The 20,706-nt window shown below is 59.7% G+C and carries 19 protein-coding genes; 4 read left to right on the top strand and 15 right to left on the bottom strand.

Translation table 11 applies throughout. From position 1 onward, the window contains the following. Positions 1-6: 6 nt before the first annotated feature. On the bottom strand, positions 7-600 hold the full coding sequence (locus EJA71_RS20455) for a hypothetical protein (protein ID WP_158959390.1): 594 nt from the start codon (positions 598-600) through the stop codon (positions 7-9). After that, a complete protein-coding gene (locus EJA71_RS20450) occupies positions 566-1,306 on the bottom strand; it encodes an SURF1 family protein (RefSeq protein WP_158959389.1) in 741 nt (246 codons plus the stop codon). The genes EJA71_RS20455 and EJA71_RS20450 overlap by 35 nt, the downstream gene beginning before the upstream one ends. Positions 1,307-1,377: 71 nt before the next feature. Between EJA71_RS20450 and EJA71_RS20445 the strand changes: the two genes are divergently transcribed. After that, on the top strand, positions 1,378-1,581 hold the full coding sequence (locus EJA71_RS20445; RefSeq protein ID WP_158959388.1) for a twin transmembrane helix small protein: 204 nt from the start codon (positions 1,378-1,380) through the stop codon (positions 1,579-1,581). Between the two features lie 9 nt (positions 1,582-1,590). Here EJA71_RS20445 and EJA71_RS20440 read toward each other — a convergent pair whose 3' ends face one another. The 4 genes from EJA71_RS20440 to coxB all read right to left on the bottom strand — a co-directional run bounded on the left by EJA71_RS20440 (position 1,591) and on the right by coxB (position 5,966). After that, a complete protein-coding gene (locus EJA71_RS20440) occupies positions 1,591-2,478 on the bottom strand; it encodes a cytochrome c oxidase subunit 3 (RefSeq protein WP_122593163.1) in 888 nt (295 codons plus the stop codon). 25 nt (positions 2,479-2,503) lie between these two features. Continuing rightward, on the bottom strand, positions 2,504-3,055 hold the full coding sequence (locus EJA71_RS20435) for a cytochrome c oxidase assembly protein (RefSeq protein ID WP_158959387.1): 552 nt from the start codon (positions 3,053-3,055) through the stop codon (positions 2,504-2,506). A gap of 114 nt (positions 3,056-3,169) precedes the next feature. Further along, complete coding sequence (ctaD, locus tag EJA71_RS20430; protein WP_007911725.1) at positions 3,170-4,756, bottom strand: cytochrome c oxidase subunit I; 1,587 nt, start codon at positions 4,754-4,756, stop codon at positions 3,170-3,172. 82 nt (positions 4,757-4,838) lie between these two features. Continuing rightward, the gene (gene coxB, locus EJA71_RS20425; RefSeq protein ID WP_158959386.1) at positions 4,839-5,966 is read right to left on the bottom strand and encodes a cytochrome c oxidase subunit II; all 1,128 of its coding nucleotides are present in this window, start codon (positions 5,964-5,966) and stop codon (positions 4,839-4,841) included. A gap of 369 nt (positions 5,967-6,335) precedes the next feature. Here coxB and EJA71_RS20420 point away from each other — a divergent pair, with 369 nt between their 5' ends. Beyond that, positions 6,336-6,986: a hypothetical protein gene (locus EJA71_RS20420; protein WP_158959385.1), complete on the top strand. Its 651-nt coding sequence runs from the start codon at positions 6,336-6,338 to the stop codon at positions 6,984-6,986. A 135-nt stretch (positions 6,987-7,121) separates the two neighbouring features. Here EJA71_RS20420 and EJA71_RS20415 read toward each other — a convergent pair whose 3' ends face one another. The 3 genes from EJA71_RS20415 to EJA71_RS20405 form a co-directional block, all read right to left on the bottom strand. Then, on the bottom strand, positions 7,122-8,648 hold the full coding sequence (locus EJA71_RS20415) for a SulP family inorganic anion transporter (RefSeq protein WP_158959384.1): 1,527 nt from the start codon (positions 8,646-8,648) through the stop codon (positions 7,122-7,124). Positions 8,649-8,738: 90 nt separating this feature from the next. Then, positions 8,739-9,467 carry a carbonic anhydrase gene (locus EJA71_RS20410; RefSeq protein ID WP_064116616.1) on the bottom strand — a complete coding sequence of 243 codons (729 nt, stop codon included), beginning with the start codon at positions 9,465-9,467 and terminating at the stop codon, positions 8,739-8,741. Positions 9,468-9,705: 238 nt separating this feature from the next. Further along, positions 9,706-10,764 (bottom strand): PA0069 family radical SAM protein, encoded by a 1,059-nt coding sequence (locus tag EJA71_RS20405; RefSeq protein WP_158959383.1) that lies wholly within the window; start codon positions 10,762-10,764, stop codon positions 9,706-9,708. 227 nt (positions 10,765-10,991) lie between these two features. On the opposite strand from EJA71_RS20405, the gene EJA71_RS20400 reads away from it, so the two are divergent. Further along, entirely contained in the window at positions 10,992-11,294 is a 303-nt protein-coding gene (locus EJA71_RS20400; protein ID WP_158959382.1) for a hypothetical protein, read from the top strand. 150 nt (positions 11,295-11,444) lie between these two features. Here EJA71_RS20400 and EJA71_RS20395 read toward each other — a convergent pair whose 3' ends face one another. The 3 genes from EJA71_RS20395 to EJA71_RS20385 are packed head-to-tail and all read right to left on the bottom strand — an operon-like array spanning position 11,445 to position 15,262. Continuing rightward, positions 11,445-12,716 carry a cytochrome c gene (locus EJA71_RS20395; RefSeq protein ID WP_158959381.1) on the bottom strand — a complete coding sequence of 424 codons (1,272 nt, stop codon included), beginning with the start codon at positions 12,714-12,716 and terminating at the stop codon, positions 11,445-11,447. A 12-nt stretch (positions 12,717-12,728) separates the two neighbouring features. Continuing rightward, the gene (locus EJA71_RS20390; RefSeq protein ID WP_158959380.1) at positions 12,729-14,513 is read right to left on the bottom strand and encodes a GMC family oxidoreductase; all 1,785 of its coding nucleotides are present in this window, start codon (positions 14,511-14,513) and stop codon (positions 12,729-12,731) included. Between the two features lie 2 nt (positions 14,514-14,515). Further along, on the bottom strand, positions 14,516-15,262 hold the full coding sequence (locus tag EJA71_RS20385; protein ID WP_158959379.1) for a gluconate 2-dehydrogenase subunit 3 family protein: 747 nt from the start codon (positions 15,260-15,262) through the stop codon (positions 14,516-14,518). 307 nt (positions 15,263-15,569) lie between these two features. On the opposite strand from EJA71_RS20385, the gene EJA71_RS20380 reads away from it, so the two are divergent. After that, a complete protein-coding gene (locus EJA71_RS20380) occupies positions 15,570-16,214 on the top strand; it encodes a dual specificity protein phosphatase family protein (protein ID WP_158959378.1) in 645 nt (214 codons plus the stop codon). On the opposite strand, the gene EJA71_RS20375 is transcribed toward EJA71_RS20380, so the two are convergent. From EJA71_RS20375 to prlC, 3 genes are all read right to left on the bottom strand, one after another. Then, positions 16,215-18,245, bottom strand: a complete 2,031-nt coding sequence (locus EJA71_RS20375) for a M3 family metallopeptidase (RefSeq protein ID WP_158959377.1) — start codon at positions 18,243-18,245, stop codon at positions 16,215-16,217. Positions 18,246-18,357: 112 nt separating this feature from the next. Next, a complete protein-coding gene (locus EJA71_RS20370) occupies positions 18,358-18,651 on the bottom strand; it encodes a YheV family putative zinc ribbon protein (RefSeq protein WP_122593187.1) in 294 nt (97 codons plus the stop codon). Continuing rightward, on the bottom strand, positions 18,648-20,699 hold the full coding sequence (gene prlC, locus EJA71_RS20365) for an oligopeptidase A (protein ID WP_158959376.1): 2,052 nt from the start codon (positions 20,697-20,699) through the stop codon (positions 18,648-18,650). Before prlC ends, EJA71_RS20370 begins: the two co-directional genes overlap by 4 nt. Positions 20,700-20,706: the final 7 nt, after the last annotated feature.

Raw genomic sequence — 20,706 nt, 5'->3', positions numbered from 1 at the left:
ATGCCCTTATCCGATGTTCGACAGTTTCAGCAGATGACGCAGGTCGTTGAGCAGATCCTTGCCTTTCACATTCGGCTCGTAACGCAGCACGAGGTTGCCGTGCGGATCGATGATCCACAGCTGTGGCGTGGCTTTGTCGCCAGTTGTCTTGCTGAACGTGGTGGCGTCCAGTGGATAGCGTTGCAGTTGCGGATATTCGCGGGTCAGCTTGGCCTCGTAATCGGCGCTCACCGGTTGCGCCACGGCGAGGGCATGGCTGGCGCGCCCGGCGTCACGACCGAGGCCGATTTGAATCTGCCGCGCGAGATACACCAATTGCTGGCAATCCACCGCGCAATCCTTCGGCGCGGTGACCAGCATCTGCCAGCGCTCTTCGTCGGCCTGCACACCGAGGTCGGCGCGGGTCTGGCCGTTGCCGATCAGTTCGCCGTGATAGCTGCGACCTTCCGGCACCCAGAACTGCAATTTGTACATGCCGGTGGCGAGCACCATCGGGCCAATCACGCCGAGCAAAATCAGCAGTAATTGAATGCGCCCGCGCCGACGGGGCGCGGCGGGTTTCGCCTCAGACATGCTGGGTGGATTCATGGCCGTTCCCATGGTGTTTCTCCTTTGCGTTGTGCAAGCCCAAATAGACGTAGAGGCCGAGCAGGGCGGTGGCCATGGCGAACCACTGCACGGCGTAACCGAGGTGTTTTTCCGGGCCCATGGCGACTACCGGCCAATCGGCCTCGTAGCTGGCCGGGCCGGGTTCGGCGCGTAATTCGTAGGCGAAGCCGTCGCGGTCGAGGGTTTTCCACAGCTTGGCCGGCACGACGGCGGTGATGGTTTGCGGCCAAGTGCTGCTGACCGGATCGGCGTGCAACTGGAAAGTGGCGCCGGGTGCGATGTAGACCCAGGCGTCGACATTCAACGCGTCAGTGGGCGTAGTGAATTGCGGCGGTACACGGCGATCCGGCCATGGCAACCAGCCGCGATTGACCAGCAGCCACAGGCCGGTGCGTTGATCCTGAAACGGTTGCAGCAGCTCGACGCCGACCTTGCCGTTACGCTGACGGTTATCCAGCAGCAAACTGTGCGCGGCATCGAACTGGCCGTGCAGGTGCACGCGGCGATAGGCCGGATCGGCGCTGCTCAGCAATTCGGTGCTGGCCATCGGTTCGGCCGCGCGGCGTTCGGCGTAACTGGCGAGCAGTGCGCTTTTTTCGGCGCCACGGCTCAGTTGCCAGAAGCCCAAAGACACCAGCAGCGGCAGTAATAAAGCGACCACCACGGTCGGTATCACGCCCGGGCGAAAGCGCTTCATGGCTGCGCCATAAAGTCAGTCGTCGCGCTCGCTATACTCAATTGCATCGCCTGTCCCCCGGAGTTCTTCCCATGCTCAAAGCAGCGATCGTCCTGATGCTGATTGCCACGGTGATCAGCCTGTTCAGCGGCCTGTTTTTCCTGGTCAAGGACGACAGCAGTTCCAATCGCCTGGTCATCGCCTTGAGTGTTCGGGTGGCATTGGCCGCTGCCACCGTCGGCTTGATCGCCTGGGGTTTTTACAGCGGCCAATTGGTCTCGCATGCGCCTTGGTAGCGTTAGTCCTCAGAGCACGTAAACGAAGATGAACAAGCCGATCCACACCACGTCGACGAAGTGCCAATACCAGCTCGCCGCTTCGAAGCCGAACTGGTGCTCGTTGTCGAAGTGGCCCTTCATGATGCGCATCAACATCACAAACAGAATGATGGTGCCGATGGTCACGTGGGCGCCGTGGAAACCGGTGAGCATGAAGAACGTCGCGCCATAAATGCCCGAACCGAGGGTCAGGCCCAGTTCGTGATAGGCGTGGATGTATTCCTCAGCCTGGAAACCGAGAAACGCGCAGCCCAGCAGCACGGTGATCGCCAGCCAGATTTTCAGTGCGCCGCGATGGCCCTTCTTCAAGGCATGGTGGGCGATGGTGATGGTCACGCTGGAACTGACCAGCAGGATCGTGTTGATCAGCGGCAGGCCCCACGGGCTGATGACGTCCTTGGGCGGCGGGAACAGTTTCGGATCCGGCGTGTGCAGCAGCGGCCAGGTGAACTGGAAGTTCGGCCAGAGCATGTGGGCGATGCCTTTCGGCCCTTCGCCACCTAGGGCCGGCCCGGAGACGTGGCGCACGTAGAACAGCGCACCGAAGAAGGCGACGAAGAACATCACCTCGGAGAAGATGAACCAACTCATGCCCCAGCGAAACGAGCGATCCAGTTGCGCGCTGTAGAGTCCCGCGCGACTTTCCTTGATCACCGCGCCGAACCAGCCGAACAGCATGTACGCCAACAACAGGCCACCGACGAAAAAGATGTACGGGCCGTGGGATTCCGGGCGCGTCGCCTTCAGATCGTTGAACCACACGGCCAGGCCGTACACGGTGATGGCCATGCCGAAGGTCGCGATGATCGGCCATTTGCTCTGGGCCGGAACGTAATAATGCTCATGAGTTGCCATTTATTGTTCTCCTTATCGGGCACGCTCAACCGCCAGTGTTTACAGCCACCGGAGGATGTCGGGCGGTGATATCGAACAGCGTGTAGGACAGCGTCAGGTGCTTCACATCCTTGGGCATGTCGCGGTCAACAATGAAGCGCACCGGCATCTCGATCTGCTGACCGGGCTGCAGCACCTGCTGGGTAAAACAAAAACATTCGGTCTTGTGGAAATATGCCGCCGCGTTGCTCGGCGCGATGCTCGGCACGGCTTGCGCACTCATCGGTTTGTCGGTGGGGTTGCGCGCGATGAAGATCATTTCGTTGACCGCGCCGGGGTTGGCGGTGAGTTCGTCATGTTTGGGATAAAAATCCCACGGCATGTCGACATTGTTGGTCGAGAGAAACTGCACGCGCACCTGGCGCGAAGTGTCGACCACTTGCTCACCCTCGTACTGCCCGGCGGTTTTGCCGTTGATGCCGAAGGCTTTGCACATCACGTCGTAGATCGGCACCAAGGCAAACCCGAAGACAAACATCGCCGCCACGACACCGAGCAGGCGAGTGACGAGTTTTTTCGTCGAGATTGAGTCAGCCATGGTGTTCAGCCTCCACATGAATCTCTGTGGGAGCGAGCTTGCTCGCGAAGCAGGCGTTGCGGTTTCTCAGTGAAACCGAGTTATCGTTCTTCGCGAGCAAGCTCGCTCCCACAGTCATTTCACTTCCGGCGGTGTGGTGAAGGTGTGATATGGCGCCGGTGACGGCACGCTCCACTCCAGACCTTCCGCGCCATCCCAAGGCTTGGCCGGTGCCGGCGGGCCGCCGCGAATGGTCTTGATCACGATGAACAGGAAGAAGATCTGCGTGGCGCCGAACATGAACGCGCCAATCGAGGAGACCATGTTGAAGTCGGCGAACTGCAGGTTGTAGTCCGGAATCCGTCGCGGCATCCCCGCAAGGCCCACGAAGTGCATCGGGAAGAAGGTCAGGTTCATGCCGACGAACGACAGCCAGAAGTGCAGCTTGCCGAGGGTTTCGTCGTACATGTGGCCGGTCCATTTCGGCAGCCAGTAATAGGTCGAAGCGAAGATCCCGAAGATCGCCCCCGGCACCAGCACGTAGTGGAAGTGCGCGACCACGAAGTAGGTGTCCTGATACTGGAAGTCCGCCGGGGCGATGGCCAGCATCAGCCCGGAGAAACCACCGATGGAGAACAGGATCACGAACGCCACCGCGAACAGCATCGGCGTCTCAAAGGTCAGCGAGCCTTGCCACATGGTGCTGGCCCAGTTGAACACCTTCACGCCGGTCGGCACCGCGATCAGCAGCGTGGCGTACATGAAGAACAGCTCACCCACCAACGGAATGCCGACCACGAACATGTGGTGCGCCCAGACGATGAACGACAGGAACGCGATGCTCGCCGTGGCGTAGACCATCGAGGTGTAGCCGAACAGCGGTTTGCGCGAGAAGGTCGGGATGATCGAGCTGACGGCGCCGAAGGCCGGCAGGATCATGATGTACACCTCGGGGTGCCCGAAGAACCAGAACACATGCTGGAACAATACCGGGTCACCGCCACCGGCAGCACTGAAGAAACTGGTGCCGAAGTGGATGTCCATCAGCATCATCGTCACGCACCCGGCCAGCACCGGCATCACCGCGATCAGCAGGAATGCGGTGATCAGCCAGGTCCAGACGAACAGCGGCATTTTCATCAGGGTCATGCCGGGGGCGCGCAGGTTGAGGATGGTCGCGACCACGTTGATCGCACCCATGATCGAACTGATCCCCATCAGGTGGATGGCGAAGATGAAAAACGTCACGCTTTCCGGCGCGTAAGTGGTCGACAGCGGCGCATAGAACGTCCAGCCGAAGTTCGGCCCGCCACCGGGGGTGAACAGGGTCGACACCAGGATCAGGAACGCCGCTGGCAGCAGCCAGAAGCTGAAGTTGTTCATCCGTGGCAGGGCCATGTCCGGCGCGCCGATCATCAACGGGATCATCCAGTTGGCGAGGCCGACGAACGCTGGCATCACCGCACCGAAGACCATCACCAGACCGTGCATGGTGGTCATCTGATTGAAGAACGCCGGCTCGACGATTTGCAGCCCCGGCTGGAACAGTTCGGCACGAATCACCATCGCGAACGTTCCGCCGAGCAGGAACATGGAGAACGCAAACCACAGGTACAGCGTGCCGATGTCCTTGTGGTTGGTGGTCAGCACCCAGCGCATCAGGCCTTTGGCGGGGCCGTGGGCGTGGTCGGCATGACCGTGGTCATCGATGACAGCGCTCATGGCCGGTCTCCTTTACGTGAGTGGATGGGGCAGGCCGGGGCGCGCGGCCCCGACCGGTTCACGACGTACGCGATAGACCGGCTCATTTGCTTTCCGCCTGTTTCAGCTCCAGCACTTCTTTTGGCGTGACCATGTCGCCCTTGTTGTTGCCCCAGGCGTTACGTTCGTAGGTCACGACCGCTGCGATATCGACTTCCGACAGCTGCTTGCCGAACGCCGCCATGGCGGTGCCGGGCTTGCCGTGGAAGACAATGCTCAAGTGGCCTTCTTTCGGTCCTGTGGCGATTTTCGAGCCCTTGAGCGCCGGGAACATCGGCGGCAGGCCCTGGCCTTCGGCCTGGTGACAGGCGACGCAAGTGGTGTGGTAGATCTTGTCGCCACGTTCCTTGAGTTCGTCGAGGGTCCATTCCTTGCTGGTCAGCTCTTTGAGCTGCGCGGCCTCGGCCTTGCGATCGGCGAGCCACTTGTCGTAGTCGGCCTTCTCCTTGACCTCGACCACGATCGGCATGAAACCGTGATCCTTGCCGCACAGTTCGGCGCACTGGCCGCGGTAAATGCCGGGCTTGTCGATGCGCGTCCACGCTTCGTTGACGAATCCCGGGATCGCATCGCGTTTGACCGCGAAGGCCGGCACCCACCAGGAGTGGATAACGTCGGCGGAGGTCACGAGAAAGCGCACCTTGGCCCCGGTCGGCAGCACCAACGGCTTGTCGACCTCGAGCAGGTAATGCTCGCCCTTGGCTTCCTTGTTGTGGATCTGGTCGGCGGGGGTGGCCAGGTTGCTGAAGAACTCGACGTCCTGGCCCAGGTATTTGTAGTGCCACTTCCACTGATAACCGGTGATCTGGATATCGATATCCGGCTCACTGGTGTCGTACATCTTGATCAGGGTGGCGGTCGCCGGCACCGCCATCGCCACCAGAATCAGCAGCGGCACGACGGTCCAGAGAATTTCGACGGTGGTGCTTTCGTGGAATTTTGCGGCGACCTGCCCGGTAGAACGGCGGTGCACCATCATCGACCAGAACATGGCGCCGAAGACGATGATCCCGATCACCACACAGATCCAGAAAATGGTCATGTGCAGGTCGAATACTGCGTGACTGATTTCAGTCGCTCCAGGCGCCATATTCACAGTCCAGGCAGCGTGCGCCGGACTGAAAATCGACCACAACAGGAGGCCCATCCAGACGTGTGGATGTCGCATCATTGCGGGTTCCCCTTATCGTTCTTGTTATCCCGCCGGCTTTCGCCTGCGGCAAGGGAGCGGCTGCATCAGACTACGAACTTGAATCGCCGGGCCTTGCTGCGGGTGCAGTCGGGCGTCATCAGCTAACTCCATTCATTGGCGAGTATAGACAGCGTCGGGGAATTGCAATGTGCCGAGGTAAATCATCTGAAACAGCTGGCACTTGCGTTCAAGGTCACGAATGGAGAAGGATGCAGACGAGTGGTGGCAAATCGATATAACGCAGGCGCATCAAGGATGAAATAATTATGACAAATGCGTCTTAGCAATTTTCGTAAGCCAGCTAACTTATGTCTTCCCTCTTTCATTGCCTTGTTTCCTGGAGTTTTCATGAACACCGCCGCATTGCGCGAGCAGATCCAAAAAGCCCAACAGCACGAAAAAGACACCGGCCTGCTGACCCGTCAGCTGGAAAGCAAGCTGCCTCATTTACACCCGGCGATCCAGTTGCCGGAAGCCGACGCCCAAGGCGTGCTGACGCGTTTTGTCGCCGCCTACATCGATGAAGTGCCAGACCTGCTGGATGCAGCCAATGAAGTCGCCAGGGAAGCGGGAATCGAATCGCAGATCAAACCGGTGCTGAAAATCGCCGAGCAGTATTTCCTCCAGCCGCCGGCGATCATGGCCGGTCACGTTGGCCTGGACAGCCTGCTCGACGAGGCCTATCTGGCGCACCGTTTTGTCGAAGAGGTCAACGACCTGTACATCAAGCATTTCGGCCAGCCACTGATCCCCTTGGACATGACGGTCGCCAACTTGATTGCTCACCAATTGATCGGTGAGGAATTTGCCAACCAACTGGACGAAGCGGTGCATCACGCCATCGACGAGATGCTCAACGACGAGAGTTTTGCTCTGGAATCGGTAGAAATCTACCGCGACAAACTCAGCAGCCCGGACACCGGCGCCGCGTGGAAACGCTGGCCGTGCATGGGCCGCCGACTGGGTGTCGGCCTGGAACTCGACCAGCCTGCTGCGTAATCCAGAGCTACACCCAAATACCTGTGGGAGCTGGCTTGCCAGCGATAGCGGTGGATCAGTCAACATTGTCTGTGACTGATAGACCGCCATCGCTGGCAAGCCAGCTCCCACAGGGTTTTTTTTTGACTGGGAAATTTAACCGGCCGCACCGATACCAGTGTTCGTCCGAACCCGTCCCTCAAGCCTGCGCTTCAATCCGCGCGACTCGATCAACAGCTTCGAGCCCTTCGCCGCATTCGCCCGGCCCCATTCTTCCAGCAACTCCAGACACGAATGGTCGATGTAGCTCAGGTTATTGAGCGGCACATGCACCGTCGTGCCCACCGGAATACTGCCCAGCACTTGGGTCAGTGCCGGCACCTTGAGGAAGGTCGCCGCGCCGACCAGACGCAACTCCATCTCGCCGTCCTGAGGCAGATCGATCAGGCTGATCTTCAACCGTGAAGCCTTGAATGCCAGTTTCAACAGAGTCAGGCCGAAACCGAGCAGCACACCGGTCAGCAGGTCAGTGAAGATGATTGCCAACGCCGTTGCCGCGTAAGTGAACATCGGCATCCGCCCATAACGGCTCAAGCCGCGGAAGGCTTTCAGGTCGACCAGTTTGAAACCGGTGTACACCAGCACGCCCGCCAGACTCGCCACCGGAATGCTTTGCAGCACACTCGACAGCAACAGCACGAACGCCAGCAGCCACAGGCCATGGAAGATCGTCGAATAACGCGTGGTCGCACCGGCCTGAACGTTGGCCGAACTGCGCACGATCACCCCGGTCATCGGCAGCGCCCCGAGCAGACCGCAGAGCATATTGCCGACGCCTTGCGCCGACAGCTCACGGTCGAAGTCCGAACGCACGCCGCTGTGCATGCGATCCACCGCGGCGGCGGACAACAGCGTTTCGGCGCTGGCGATAAACGCCACGGCGAAGGCAGCGATCAACAGCGTCGGATCGGCGAGACTGAGCAGATCTGCCGGCCTCAGCCAATCAATGGCTTCCGCCAGATTCGCCGGCACCTCGACGCGCTTCACCTGCAACGCCAGCATCAAACTGGCAACCGTCGCCAGTCCCACCCCGAGCAGCGCACCCGGAATGAACCGCAGCGAATGCGGGCGGAATTTTTCCCACAGCCACATCACCGCAATCGTTGACAGCCCGAGCAACCCGGCCTGCCAGCCGAACGACGGCAACGCCTGTGCTACGGCTGCCGGGAACGCCGCGAGGTTATCCAGCCCGGAAGGTTTCGGCGATGCATCGAGCATCACGTGTACCTGTGAGAGCACGATCAACACGCCGATCCCGGCGAGCATGCCGTAGACCACTGCTGGCGCCGTGACCCGAAACCAGCAACCGAGCTTCAAGCGCCCGGCCACCAGTTGCAGGAAACCGGCGAGCAGCAGAATCGGCCCGAGCATTTCGATGCCGTGCTGGCGCACCAGTTCAAAGACCAACACCGCCAGACCCGCCGCCGGGCCACTGACCTGTAACGGCGAACCCGCCAGCCACCCGACCACCAGACCACCGATGATCCCGGTAATCAAACCTTTGGCCGGCGGCAACCCTGAGGCAATCGCAATACCCATGCACAGCGGCAGGGCGACCAGAAACACAACCACTGAAGCGAGCAGCTCCCGTGGCAACACCGCTTTCAATTGAGCCGCACGCATGGCGATTCTCCCGAAGTTTTCTTCAGGCATGGCAAGGCCGGGCCGCTGAATCAGCGACCGGCGTCAAACCACACAGATGTTTAGGAGGATTTAGAAGCGCGCTTTGGGCGTCGCCACCGGAATCGGATGGCTGCCGTCGAGCGGCAGGAAGCGTCCCTGATCCGCGTCGTAAGCTTTGATTTCGCTGGTTTCGATGTTGTAGACCCAGCCATGGATGAACAGATGACCGTTCGCCATGCGCGAGGCTACCGAAGGATGGGTACGCAAGTGCTGCAACTGGGCGATGACGTTTTCCTCGGTGAGGATCGGCATGCTTTCTTTTTCGTCGGCGCAGTGACAATTGTCATGCACCATGGTTTTCGCGACTTCAGCGTGGCGCAGCCAGGCTTTGACCGTGGGCATTTTTTCCAGGCTGTCCGGGTTGAGCACCGCACGCATGGCGCCGCAATCGGAGTGGCCGCAAATGATGATGTGCTGCACGCCGAGGGCCAGCACCGCATATTCGATCGCGGTGGACACGCCACCGTTCATCTGGCCATAAGGCGGGACAACGTTGCCGACGTTACGGGTCACGAACAGATCGCCAGGCGAGCTCTGGGTGATCAGCTCGGGGACGATGCGCGAGTCGGCGCAGGTGATGAACATCGCTTTTGGCGCCTGGGCCGTGGCGAGTTTCTTGAAGAGTTCTTCCTGCTGCGGAAAAACCTCATGATGAAAATGCAAAAAGCCGTCTACGATCTGTCGCAGCGCTGCATCGGCGGATTCCGCTTCAGGGGTTTGCGCCGACGCAGCCAACGGCTGTTTATCCTTGTCACTCATGATTCATCCTCTTTGGCGGATTAGGGGAGTCGTTCCCATGTATTCCGGTATGAAGCCAGTGGCTGTTTAAAACATCCGGGTCATCCCGACCCGTCAGTCACTCGATGAACAAGGTAGCCGCCGAAACTTAACTCAAACTGAATCAAACGCTCTAGAACGTGTGTTCCAGGTCACAAAAAACGTGACTGGGTGATTTCGGCGGAAGGATTCCAACCCCTCAACCATAGGTCAATTGTCGCTAAATCAACGACATCTGGCGACCCGGCGGACAGAAGGCAGTGCAATCGAGGTTGTAGCCTTCGCGGTGATTCAGACCCAGACGTTTGATCGCCTTGGCAAAGCGTTGCGCGAGGAGGTCGGCGAATACCCCTTCGCCACGCATGCGTGCGCCGAAACGGCTGTCGTAGAGTTCGCCGCCCCGGCTCTGGCGGATCAGGCTCAGCACATGCGCCGCCCGTTGCGGGTAGTGCGCTTGAAGCCATTCCTCGAACAGCGGGGCTACTTCCAGTGGCAGGCGCAGCATCATGTAGGCAGCGCTTTGTGCGCCGGCGGCATGGGCTTCGGTGAGCAGGCTTTCGATTTCGCTGTCGTTGATCATCGGAATCATCGGCGAACACAGCACGCCCACCGGAATTCCCGCCTCGCGCATCACCCGGATAGCGCGTAACCGCGCTTTGGGAGCCGCGGCGCGCGGTTCCAGAATGCGTTTGAGTTCGTCGTCCAGCGTGGTCAGGCTGATCATCACCGCCACCAGTCGTTGCTGCGCCAGCTCTGTGAGCAGATCGAGATCGCGCAGGATCAGCGAACCCTTGGTGACGATGGTTACCGGGTGCTTATAGCGCAGCAGCACTTCGAGGGTCTGGCGGGTGATCCTGTGTTCGCGCTCGATCGGCTGATACGGATCGGTGTTGGAGCCGAGATTGATCGGCGCACATTGATAACCGCGTTTGCTCAGTTGTTCTTCCAGCACCTGGGCGGCGTTGGTCTTGGCGATCAGCCGGGTTTCGAAGTCCAGACCCGGCGACATGTCCCAATAGGCGTGGCTCGGTCGCGCATAGCAGTAGATGCAGCCATGCTCGCAGCCGCGATAGGGGTTGATCGAACGATCGAAGGGCAAATCCGGCGAAGTGTTGCGGGTGATGATGGTTTTCGCGGTTTCGATCATCACTTCGGTATTTTGCGTCTCGGGCACTTCCTGATACCAGCCGTCATCCTCCGCCACCGAGCGATTCGGTGCGAAGCGGTTGTGCGGGTTGGTCGCGGTGCCGCGTCCGCGTGGGGGAATTGGAGGGTTCATGCTCAGATCGCCGTGACTGTATGTGCATACAGTATCTTCTGCCTGCGCACTTGAACAGTGCCGTTCGGCGCCCATACGGCGTGATAGAGATAACAGTAACTTAATAGGGCCTGAAGTTTAGTCCGGTAGTTTGGCGATACATATTGAACATGGCGATTGTTGGTGATTGTTCAGTACTATCAATCGCGTCATCTCTGACGCAAATATTATTTTAAAAGGAATTTAATATGGGCTCTCTTAATCGTCGTGGTATTTTTCTGCAAAAGCTCGGTCCTACGCCTATTGATCCAGGTGAAGTTCTGGTTCAGATGCAGTTCGCTTATGTGCAAACAGGCTGGGATGCTGAGAAATCCGTGGAAACTTTCCAACTCGAAAACTCCAGCTTTGTCACGGCAGCCTCTTATGATGGTGGCCAGACCTTCAGCGTTCGCAATGAAAAAGATGTGGACGGCGATGGTGACATCGATGCTCAGGATAAAGCCAAGTTGCTCGCACTGGCGAAGGCTTATGCAAGTATCAACACGCCTTGATGGCGTTGGACGATGAATCGCCTTAAAGCGTTATCTATCACTTGCTTTGCGCTTGTGCTCTAGTAAAAGTCTGCGGCGTTATTATCAGTCCATAATAAACAAGGCCTGCCGAAGTTTCGGCAGGCCTTGTGTTTATTACGCTATATAAGTTTACAGATCGTTGTTCTGTTGATCAGACTTGCGCAAGTCTGCAACCTCAGCCGCTTTGACGGCTACGCCCTTGTTGCCCCAACTTCCACGAATAAAACTCACCACGTCCGCCACTTCCTGATCCGACAGCCGCCAGGCGAAACCCGGCATGGTGAAAGTAGAAGGCGCGCTGTGCGTCGCCGGCAAAGTCCCACCCTTGAGCACAATGTTGATCAGCGACGTCGGGTCATCCGATTGCAGCACCGGATTACCCGCCAATGCCGGGAACACTCGCGTGTAGCCGTGACCGTCGGTGCGGTGACACGCCGCGCAGTTGTCGATGTACACCGAGGCTCCGCGTTGGCTGTCGTCACCGCTCCACAGGGCTTTGGCGGCTTTCTCGTCGTATTGATGCGGTTGATCGGCAGGATCATTGGCCGGCAGCGACTTGAGGTAGCGGGCGATGGCGGTCAGGTCGGCGTCGGTCATGTATTGCATGCTGTGGGTGACCACATCACTCATGCCGCCGAACACCGCGCTGCGATCGCTGCGCCCGGTCTTGAGGAACTGGACCAGTTGTTCTTCGTTCCAGCCGCCGAGCCCATCCTTGTGATCGCCGCGCAAACTTTTGGCGATCCAGCCTTCCAGCGGCGCACTGCCAGCGAGGAAGTTACTGCCATCGGCCGCACTCAAGGATTTTTCCTGCATGGTCAGCGCACGTGGTGTGTGGCAGGCGCCGCAGTGGCCGAGACCTTCGACCAGATAGGCGCCACGGTCGATCACCGGGTCGGCACTTGTCGATTGGTAATCCTCGACCTTCGGCGCAAACATCCAGCGCCAGCCCATCAGCGGCCAGCGCATGCTCAGCGGCCACGGAATGTCGCTGTCCTTGTTCTCCTGCGCGACCGGTTCTACGCCGTGCATAAAGTACGCGTACAACGCTTTCATGTCGGTTTCGCTGACACGGGCGTAGGACGGATAGGGCATCGCCGGGTACAACGTACTGCCGTTCTTGGCGACACCATGGCGCACGGCCTGATCGAAATCCTCGAAGCTGTACTCACCGATACCGGTTTTATCCGGGGTGATGTTGGTCGAGTAGATCGTGCCGATCGGGGTTTCCATCGGCAGGCCACCGGCGAACGGCTTGCCGCCCTTGGCCGTGTGGCAAGCCACGCAGTCACCGGCGCGTGCGAGGTATTCGCCTTGTTTGATCAAGGCTTGATCAACGTCAGCCGCGTGGATTGAGGCGCTGCCGAGCAGTGCCAACGTCGCGATAACGAAATTCTTCATGGTCATCGCTCCTTAAGGGTGAACCAGCGGGCCGGGGTTTTTCAGGTATTGCTCGCGGATCGCTTTCGCCGACCAGTAGGTCAGTGCAGCCACCAGACCGGTCGGGTTGTAACCCAGGCCTTGCGGGAACGCCGAGGCGCCCGGCACGAAGACGTTGTGCACGTCCCAGCTCTGCAAGTAACGGTTCAGCGCGCTCTTCTTCGGATCGGTGCCCATGATCGCGCCACCGTTGAGGTGGGTGGTCTGATACGCCGCCGTGTTGAAGTGGTCGCCAACCTGCTTGCTGATCACGGCGATGGCTTTCGGGCCCATCGCTTCGGCGACCTTGCCCATTTTCTCAACCATAAAGCGGTTCATCTTGATGTCGTTTTCCTGCCAGTCGAAGGTCATCCGCAGCAGCGGCAAGCCGTAGGCATCGCGGTACACCGGATCGAGATCGAGGTAGTTGCCACGGTAGGACTGATGCGCGCCGTGGGCGTCCATCGACACCTGGTGGGTGTAGTAATCGGCGGTCGCGCGTTTCCAGTCACTGCCCCAGGCCGGTGTGCCCGGCGGGTTTGAGGTGCCGGCAATCGGTCGACTGCCCGCCTGGTTGACCCACATCGGCGAACCACCGACGAAGCCGTGTGGGCCGTGGTCGAAGTTGTCGGCGTTGAAATCGTCCAGCGCCACGCCATTGCCGCCGGCACCGATAAAGTTGTTGGTGTGGGTGTCCTTGTCGAAGAACGCCTTGATGGTCGCCATGTTCTGGTAGGCGAAGTTGCGCCCGACCACGCCTTCGCCGGTGATCGGGTCGTACGGTTTGCCGATGCCGGAGAGCAGCATCAAACGTACGTTGTGCAGCTGGAACGCACCGAGGATCACCAGATCCGCCGGTTGCTCGATCTCGCGACCCTGAGCATCGACGTAGGTAACGCCGGTGGCTTTGCTTTTGGTGCTGTCGAGGTTGATGCGCAACACGTGAGCGTTGGCGCGCAGCTCAAAATTCGGCAGCGGCTTCAGCGCCGGCAGAATGTTCACGTTCGGCGACGCCTTGGAGTACATGTAGCAAACATAACCGCTGCAGAAACCGCAGAAATTGCACGGGCCCATCTGCGCGCCGTAAGGGTTGGTGTATGGCCCGGAGGTGTTTGCGGACGGCAGGTTGTAGGGTTTGTAACCGACCTCTGTCGCCGCTTTGCCGAACAGCTGTGCGGAAACGGTGTTCTTCTGCGCTTCCAGCGGGAACGGGTTGGAACGATCCGGCGCATAAGGGTTGCCGCCCTTGCCCTGACCGACCAATTGACCTTTCACCGTCCAGGCCTGGCCGGAGGTGCCGAAGACTTTTTCAGCGAAATCGAAGAACGGCTCCAGCTCTTCATAGCTGACGCCGAAGTCCTGGATGGTCATGTCTTTGGGGATAAAGCTTTTGCCGTAGCGCTCTTCGTAATGGCTGCGCATGCGCAACTCGATCGGATCGACCCGGAAGTGCACGCCCGACCAGTGCAGGCCGGCGCCACCGACGCCGTTGCCCGGCAGGAACGCGCCCAACTGGCGGTTCGGCAGGGCGATGTCGTTAACGCTGTGGCGAATGGTGACGGTCTCTTTGGAGATGTCCTGAAAGAGTTTTTTCCGCACGCTGTAGGTGAGTTCGTCGATCACCTGTGGATAGTTGCCGTCGGGGTAGGTGTCCTGCATCGGCCCGCGCTCCAGCGCCAGCACGTTGAGACCCGCCTCAGTCAGCTCCTTGGCCATGATCGCGCCGGTCCAGCCGAAACCAACGATGACTGCGTCAACCTTCTTCATTACCGTTGCCATGCTTACGCCCTCTCGCCGCGAATCGAAACTGCCGGGAAGGGGTATTGCTCGTTGCGTTCCACCCAATCCATGAAATCGGCGCGGGCGCCGGGGAAGCCGATCATGGTCCAGCCAACCATGCCTTTGTTGCCGCCATGGATCGGGTCACAGAAGAACCCTTCCTTGGTGTTTTGCAGCAGCAGATTGAAGAAAATCTTCGCCGGAACGGCATCGAACTGTGGCTTGCCGGCTTCCAGTTGCTTGAGCAAATCGTCTCGGGTAGCGCTGTCTTGCTCAGCAAATACTTTACCGTTGAGGGATTTTGCCCACTGATCCGTGGCGGCGATGCCGAGGCGATAAATCTCTTTTGGCACCAGTTTGCTCTGCCAACCCATTTCCGGCGCGGCGTCGGCATTGAACGGGCCTTGCATGTACCACAGCGCGCCGGCGGCGTAGGGCGTGTTCATCTGCCGGTCGATGTATTCCGGCACGCCGGCTTCCAGCGCGCCTGGGCCTTGGGCATCGTTGGGAATCAACTGCGCGACGGCGGCATTGATGAACGCCCATTCTTCGGCGGTGAAGTAGCTCGGTTGATAAACACCGGCGTCGGCGCGTGCGGGTTGCGGCGCGGGTGCAGCAGGCGCAGTTTCGGGCGCTGCTTGCAGGACGCTGCTGCCCAGGCCGGTGCCGGCCAGGGTGACCACTGGAATCAGGGTCAGGGATTTGCGCAAAAACTCACGCCGCGGGTTGTCTCGATCTTGATCAGACATGGGGGGCACCTCATCAGGCATTAAGGGGTTTCAACCGTTTCTGCGAACGGCTTGAGGTTTTTTCGTCGCGACGGCAAGGGGCTGACCCGGTAAATCCGGACACGTCTGCAACATCATGTGACAAATGGTAGCAGGCTAAGCTTCCTGATAAACCGATTCAGCGCAAAAAAGACCGGGTTTTCACCCATGAAACAGATGAAGGAGTAGGGATTCACGTTTCTTTGACAAGCGCCTCACGGGGCTTTGACCGGCGAGCGACGAAGCTGCGGCCTCGCTCACTGAACAATCCCGATACGGTCAACCCAGCATGTCCCGAGTGCGTTTGTTTCCTGCTTTGTATTTATCGTTTGTTGCGCTGCTGCAGTGGATGCCGGCGCAGGCTGAAGGCGCGACATCGGTTCGTCCGACCGAGTGGGCGCAGCCGGTTGAGGTGCAATACAACCTGTTCCAGATGTCACCGACGCTTTATCGCAGCGCATTGCCCGATGGCGGCGCCGTGCCGTTGCTGAAAAATCTCAAGGTCGCCACGGTGATCAACTTCCTCCCGGAAGCCGACAGCAATTGGTTGTCCGCGCCGGGTATCAATCAAGTGCAATTGCCCTATCGCACCAATCACGTCGACGACGCTGATGTGCTCAAAGCCTTGCGGGCCATTCAAGCCGCCGAAGCCAACGGCCCGGTGTTGATGCATTGCAAACACGGCTCCGATCGCACTGGGCTGATGGCGGCGATGTACCGCGTGGTCGTTCAAGGCTGGAGCAAAGAAGACGCCTTGAGCGAAATGACCCAAGGCGGTTTTGGTGAGAGCGGCCATTTTCGCGACAGCGTGCGCTATGTGATGCAGGCCGATGCCGACAAGTTGCGCACTGCGCTGGCCAATGGTGATTGCAGCACCAGCGCGTTCGCTACCTGCTCGATGAAGAGCTGGTTTCAGTCGGTCAATCTCAAATAGTCACGAGAGGTCGGCGGGTGCAAACAGCTCATCAACTGGTCGGCCCAGAAAAACCTGAGCCGCACTGACCAGCGACTGAACATCGCCCGGTGTGAAGAAGATTTCGCGAAACTCTCGGCCCGTCGTCGGGTTGAATACCCAATCCTGCTCAAACCTTTTGAACACCTCGGTGGCCAAAACCCGGGACCAGAGGTAGGCGTACACCATGGCTTGGTAACCGGTCACCATGTAGTCAAAACTGTTGGCGAACCGGCAATTCTCCGGCAGTTTGAGTTGCGGGACTTTCGTTTGCACGTCTTTGAACACCTGCGCGACGCTACGACCATCACCGTGACTGGCGTGCAGGTCAAAGTCCAGCAGGGCCACGGTCAGCTGAATGGCGGTTTGTCGGCTGGCCTGGCTTTGCAGGGCAGCCAGGACGGCATCGATGCGCTTCTCGCTCAAGCGCTCACCGCTCTGATGGTGCGCGCTCAACCACAAGAGGAACTCCCGGGAATAGCACCAGCGCTCAAACAGCTCTCCGGCGAACTCCGCCGTCGGGCGCGCCATCTGCGAAATGCCGGAAAGCGTGTGGTGGGGAGAGCGCGTCAGGATGTGTTGCAGGCAGTGGCCAAACTCGTGGAACAGCACGCGCAGATCAAGGTGCTCGAGCAGGGTTGGCTGGCCATCGATTGCTGATGCCAGGTTCCACGAGATCAGAGCGATCGGCAGCACCGGTCGACCTTCGGCGGTGATCCGACGGTTTCGCAGGGTTATCGTGCCGGCAAAGTCCAACGTGTTCTCGCCTTTGAACGGATGAAGATACAAGTAACCGATGGTCTGCCCGTGTTCGCTGACTTCGAACAGGCGCAGGTGATCGTGCCAGCGTTCGAACGTTGCCAGCTCGGTAATGCCCACGCCAAACATGCGCTCACAGAACTGGCACAGTCGGCGCAACGTGCCCTCCAGTGGGAAGTAGTCACGCAGGTCTTCGAGTGCGCCGTCGAACTGCTCATTGCGCAGTTGTTCGACGAGAAACTCCTGATCCCAGCCCTGTACGTCAGGGAGGCCGCGTGCAAGCGCAAATGCATCGAGCCTCTCGGAGTCCTGCGTTCGTGCCCGCTCACTCGACTCGGTCATCCGCGTCATGAACGCACTGATAGTCGCTGTCGATTCGCCTGAGACCGAGGCCTGACGCAATTGCGCGAAATTGTCGTAGCCCAGCAGTCCGGCTTTCTGGTGCCGCAGTGTGAGCAACGATTCGAGCACGGGACCGTTGTCATGCTGGCCGGAGTGGGGGCTTTGCGCCGAGGCGCGCGTGAAGAAAGCGAGAAAATATTCTTCGCGCAAGGCGCGATGTTGCGCGTACGTCATCACCTGCAAATGAGTGTTGAGATCCAGCGGAATCAACCAGCCGGTGTGGCCGGCCGCTTGGGCCAGTTGGGCGAAACGTTGGCGGGCGGCGTCAGGCAACCCCGCCAGGTGGGTGATGTCATCAACACGCTTGTGCCACTGGGCACTGTCGCTTTCGAGATTGTTCAGGAATAGCGCTTCCAGGCGGCTGATTTCGGCATTCAACCCGGCCAGTTGCTGTTGGCGTTCAACCGTCAGCTCAATTCCGGATAAACGAAACTTGCGCAGGATTTTTCCCAGCGCCGCTTGACGAGATGCATCGAAATTGCGCGCGATGGGGCTTTTTTCGAGGCTTTGATAGGCACGGAACAGTCCTCGATGGCCCATTTTCCATGCTCTGTATTCCTCGACTGCGTTGCTGCACGTTGCCGTGGCGATGATCCAGTCCGTCTCGTTGGGGTGAGCCATCGAGAGGACTTCAATCACTGCAATGGTTTCTTCAAGCTGAGCATCGGTTGCATCGACCGCCAACACCAGATCATCCCAATTGGGCGTGTGTGCCTGGCTGGCCACGATATTGTTGATGACCTGTCGATTGGTCGCGACGAGGGTGGTGATCGCTGGCACCAGATGTTCGGCGCGTACGCTGGACCAGGGCGGCAGGTCCCAGGTGTGTAACAGTGGATTGAAATCGGGCATGGCGTCTTCCTTGACGTCTGGTGGAAAAGTCCAGATTAGGCAGGAAGCGTGGGGAGGGGGCGGTAGACAGATACCACCTTCCACCATCGAAACGGTGAAAGGTGGGGCTGACTCAGTGTTGCTCGTCGGGCTTCTTCTTCAGTTTCGGGTTCGGAAAAAACTGCACCGCCTGCACATTCTTGTCCGGCGCCGGCTTGTCGAGCGCGCTGGTGTTGACCCGCGTGCCGAGCTCTTTAGGCACCGAAAGGCCTTGGGCATTCAACGTGTCGGCATAACCACAGGCCACGCATTCGCGGTGCGGAACATCGTCCTCGCTCCACATCATCAACTTGTCCGGCTCGCTGCACGCCGGGCAGACTGCCCCGGCGATAAAGCGCTTCTTGGTAATCACAGGCCCCTCACTCATGCTGCCGCGTCCTCACTCAGGCCGCTGTGGCGCAAGAGTGCGTCAATCGACGGCTCACGGCCACGGAAGTCGACGAACAGCACCATCGGCGCCTGTGAGCCGCCGCGCGCCAGAATCGCCTCGCGGAAGGCGCGACCGGTTTGTGCGTTGAGCACGCCGTCTTCTTCGAACTTCGAGAAGGCATCGGCCGACAGCACTTCAGCCCACTTGTAGCTGTAGTAACCCGCCGCGTAACCGCCGGCGAAGATGTGCGCGAAGCTGTTCGGGAAGCGGTTGTAGGCCGGCGGACGCATCACCGACACCTCGTCACGCACGCCTTCCAGCACTTGCAGTGGACTGCGGCCATCACCGTGGGTCGCGTGCAGTTCGAAGTCGAACAGCGAGAACTCCAGTTGACGCACCATCATCAGGCCGGACTGGAAGTTTTTCGCCGCGAGCATTTTCTCCAGCAGGTCCTGCGGCAGTGGCTCGCCGCTTTCGTAGTGAGCGGAAATCAGCGCAAGGCCTTCCGGCTCCCAGCACCAGTTTTCCATGAACTGGCTCGGCAGCTCGACCGCGTCCCAGGCCACGCCGTTGATGCCGGAAACTCCGGCGTGATCAACGCGGGTCAGCAAGTGATGCAGGCCGTGACCGAATTCGTGGAACAGCGTGGTCACTTCATCGTGGGTCAGCAGCGCAGGCTTGCCGCTGTCGGCCGGGGTGAAGTTGCACACCAGGTTGGCCACCGGACTTTGCAGTACGCCGTCGACGGTGCGGCGACGGTCGCGGGCACCGTCCATCCACGCACCGCCACGCTTGTTGGCGCGGGCGTAGAGGTCGAAGAAAAAGCGGCCGACGTGCTGGCCGTTTTCCTTGATTTCGAACAGGCGCACGTCCGGGTGCCAGGTGTCGAAGCCTTTCTGCTCGGCGATTTCGATGCCGTACAGACGCTGAACGATGGCGAACAGACCGCCAAGCACCTTGTCGATCGGGAAGTAGGCGCGCAGGGTTTCCTGGGCGACGCTGTAGCGTTGTTCGCGAAGTTTTTCGCCGTAGAAACCGCTGTCCCAGCTTTGCAGATCGGCGCAGCCCTGTTCAGCGGCATACGCGCGTAACTGTTGCAGATCTTGCGCCGCGAACGGCTTGCTGCGCTTGGCCAGATCACGCAGGAAGCTCAGCACCTGATCGCTGGACTCGGCCATTTTGGTGGCGAGGCTCAGTTCCGAGAAACTGGCGAAACCCAGCAACTTGGCCAATTCCTGACGCAGGTCGAGGATTTCTTCCATCACCGGGCCGTTGTCGTTCTGGCCGGCGTTCGGGCCTTGATCCGAGGCGCGGGTGCAGTAGGCCGCGTAGACTTCTTCACGCAGCGCACGGTCTTGCGCGTAGGTCATCACCGCGTAGTAGCTCGGGAATTCCAGGGTGATCAGCCAGCCGTCGAGGCCTTTGGCCTGCGCGGCGGCAGCCATTTGCGCCTTGGCCGAATCGGTCAGGCCAGCGAGGGCGGCTTCGTCGGTGACGTGTTTGGTCCAGGCCTGCGTGGCGTCGAGCAGTTGATTGGAGAAGCGGCTGCCCAGCTCGGACAGTTTGCTCTGCACTTCGGCGTAGCGTTTCTGTTCGGCTTCCGGCAGGTCGATACCCGACAGACGGAAGTCACGCAGGGCGTGTTCCAGAATAGTCTTCTGCGCCACGTCGAAACCGGCGGCTTCCGGACTGTTGGCCAGCGCTTCATAGGCCTGGAACAGTTCGCGGTTCTGGCCCATCTCGGTGGAGTAGGCGCTCAGGGCTGGCAGGCACGACTCGTAGGCTTCGCGCAGTTCGGCGCTGTTGCACACGGCATTGAGGTGGCTGACCGGGCTCCAGGCAGCGCCGAGGCGGTCATTGAGTTCGTCCATCGCCAATACCAGGCCGGCCCAGGTAGGGTTCTGAACCTGAGTCTTGAGGATTTCGGCAATGGCGGCGCGGTTGTCGGCCAGGATCGTTTCGATGGCGGGCAGGACGTGTTCGGCACGGATCGTGGAGAACGGTGGCAGGTCGTAGGACTGCAGCAGAGGGTTGTTCACGCTCACGGTTGGC

This window comes from Pseudomonas sp. PB106, assembly GCF_009764645.1.
GTDB lineage: Bacteria > Pseudomonadota > Gammaproteobacteria > Pseudomonadales > Pseudomonadaceae > Aquipseudomonas.
The sequence above is the reverse complement of the archived record's forward strand: the minus strand, read 5'-3'. Positions and strand labels throughout refer to the sequence as shown.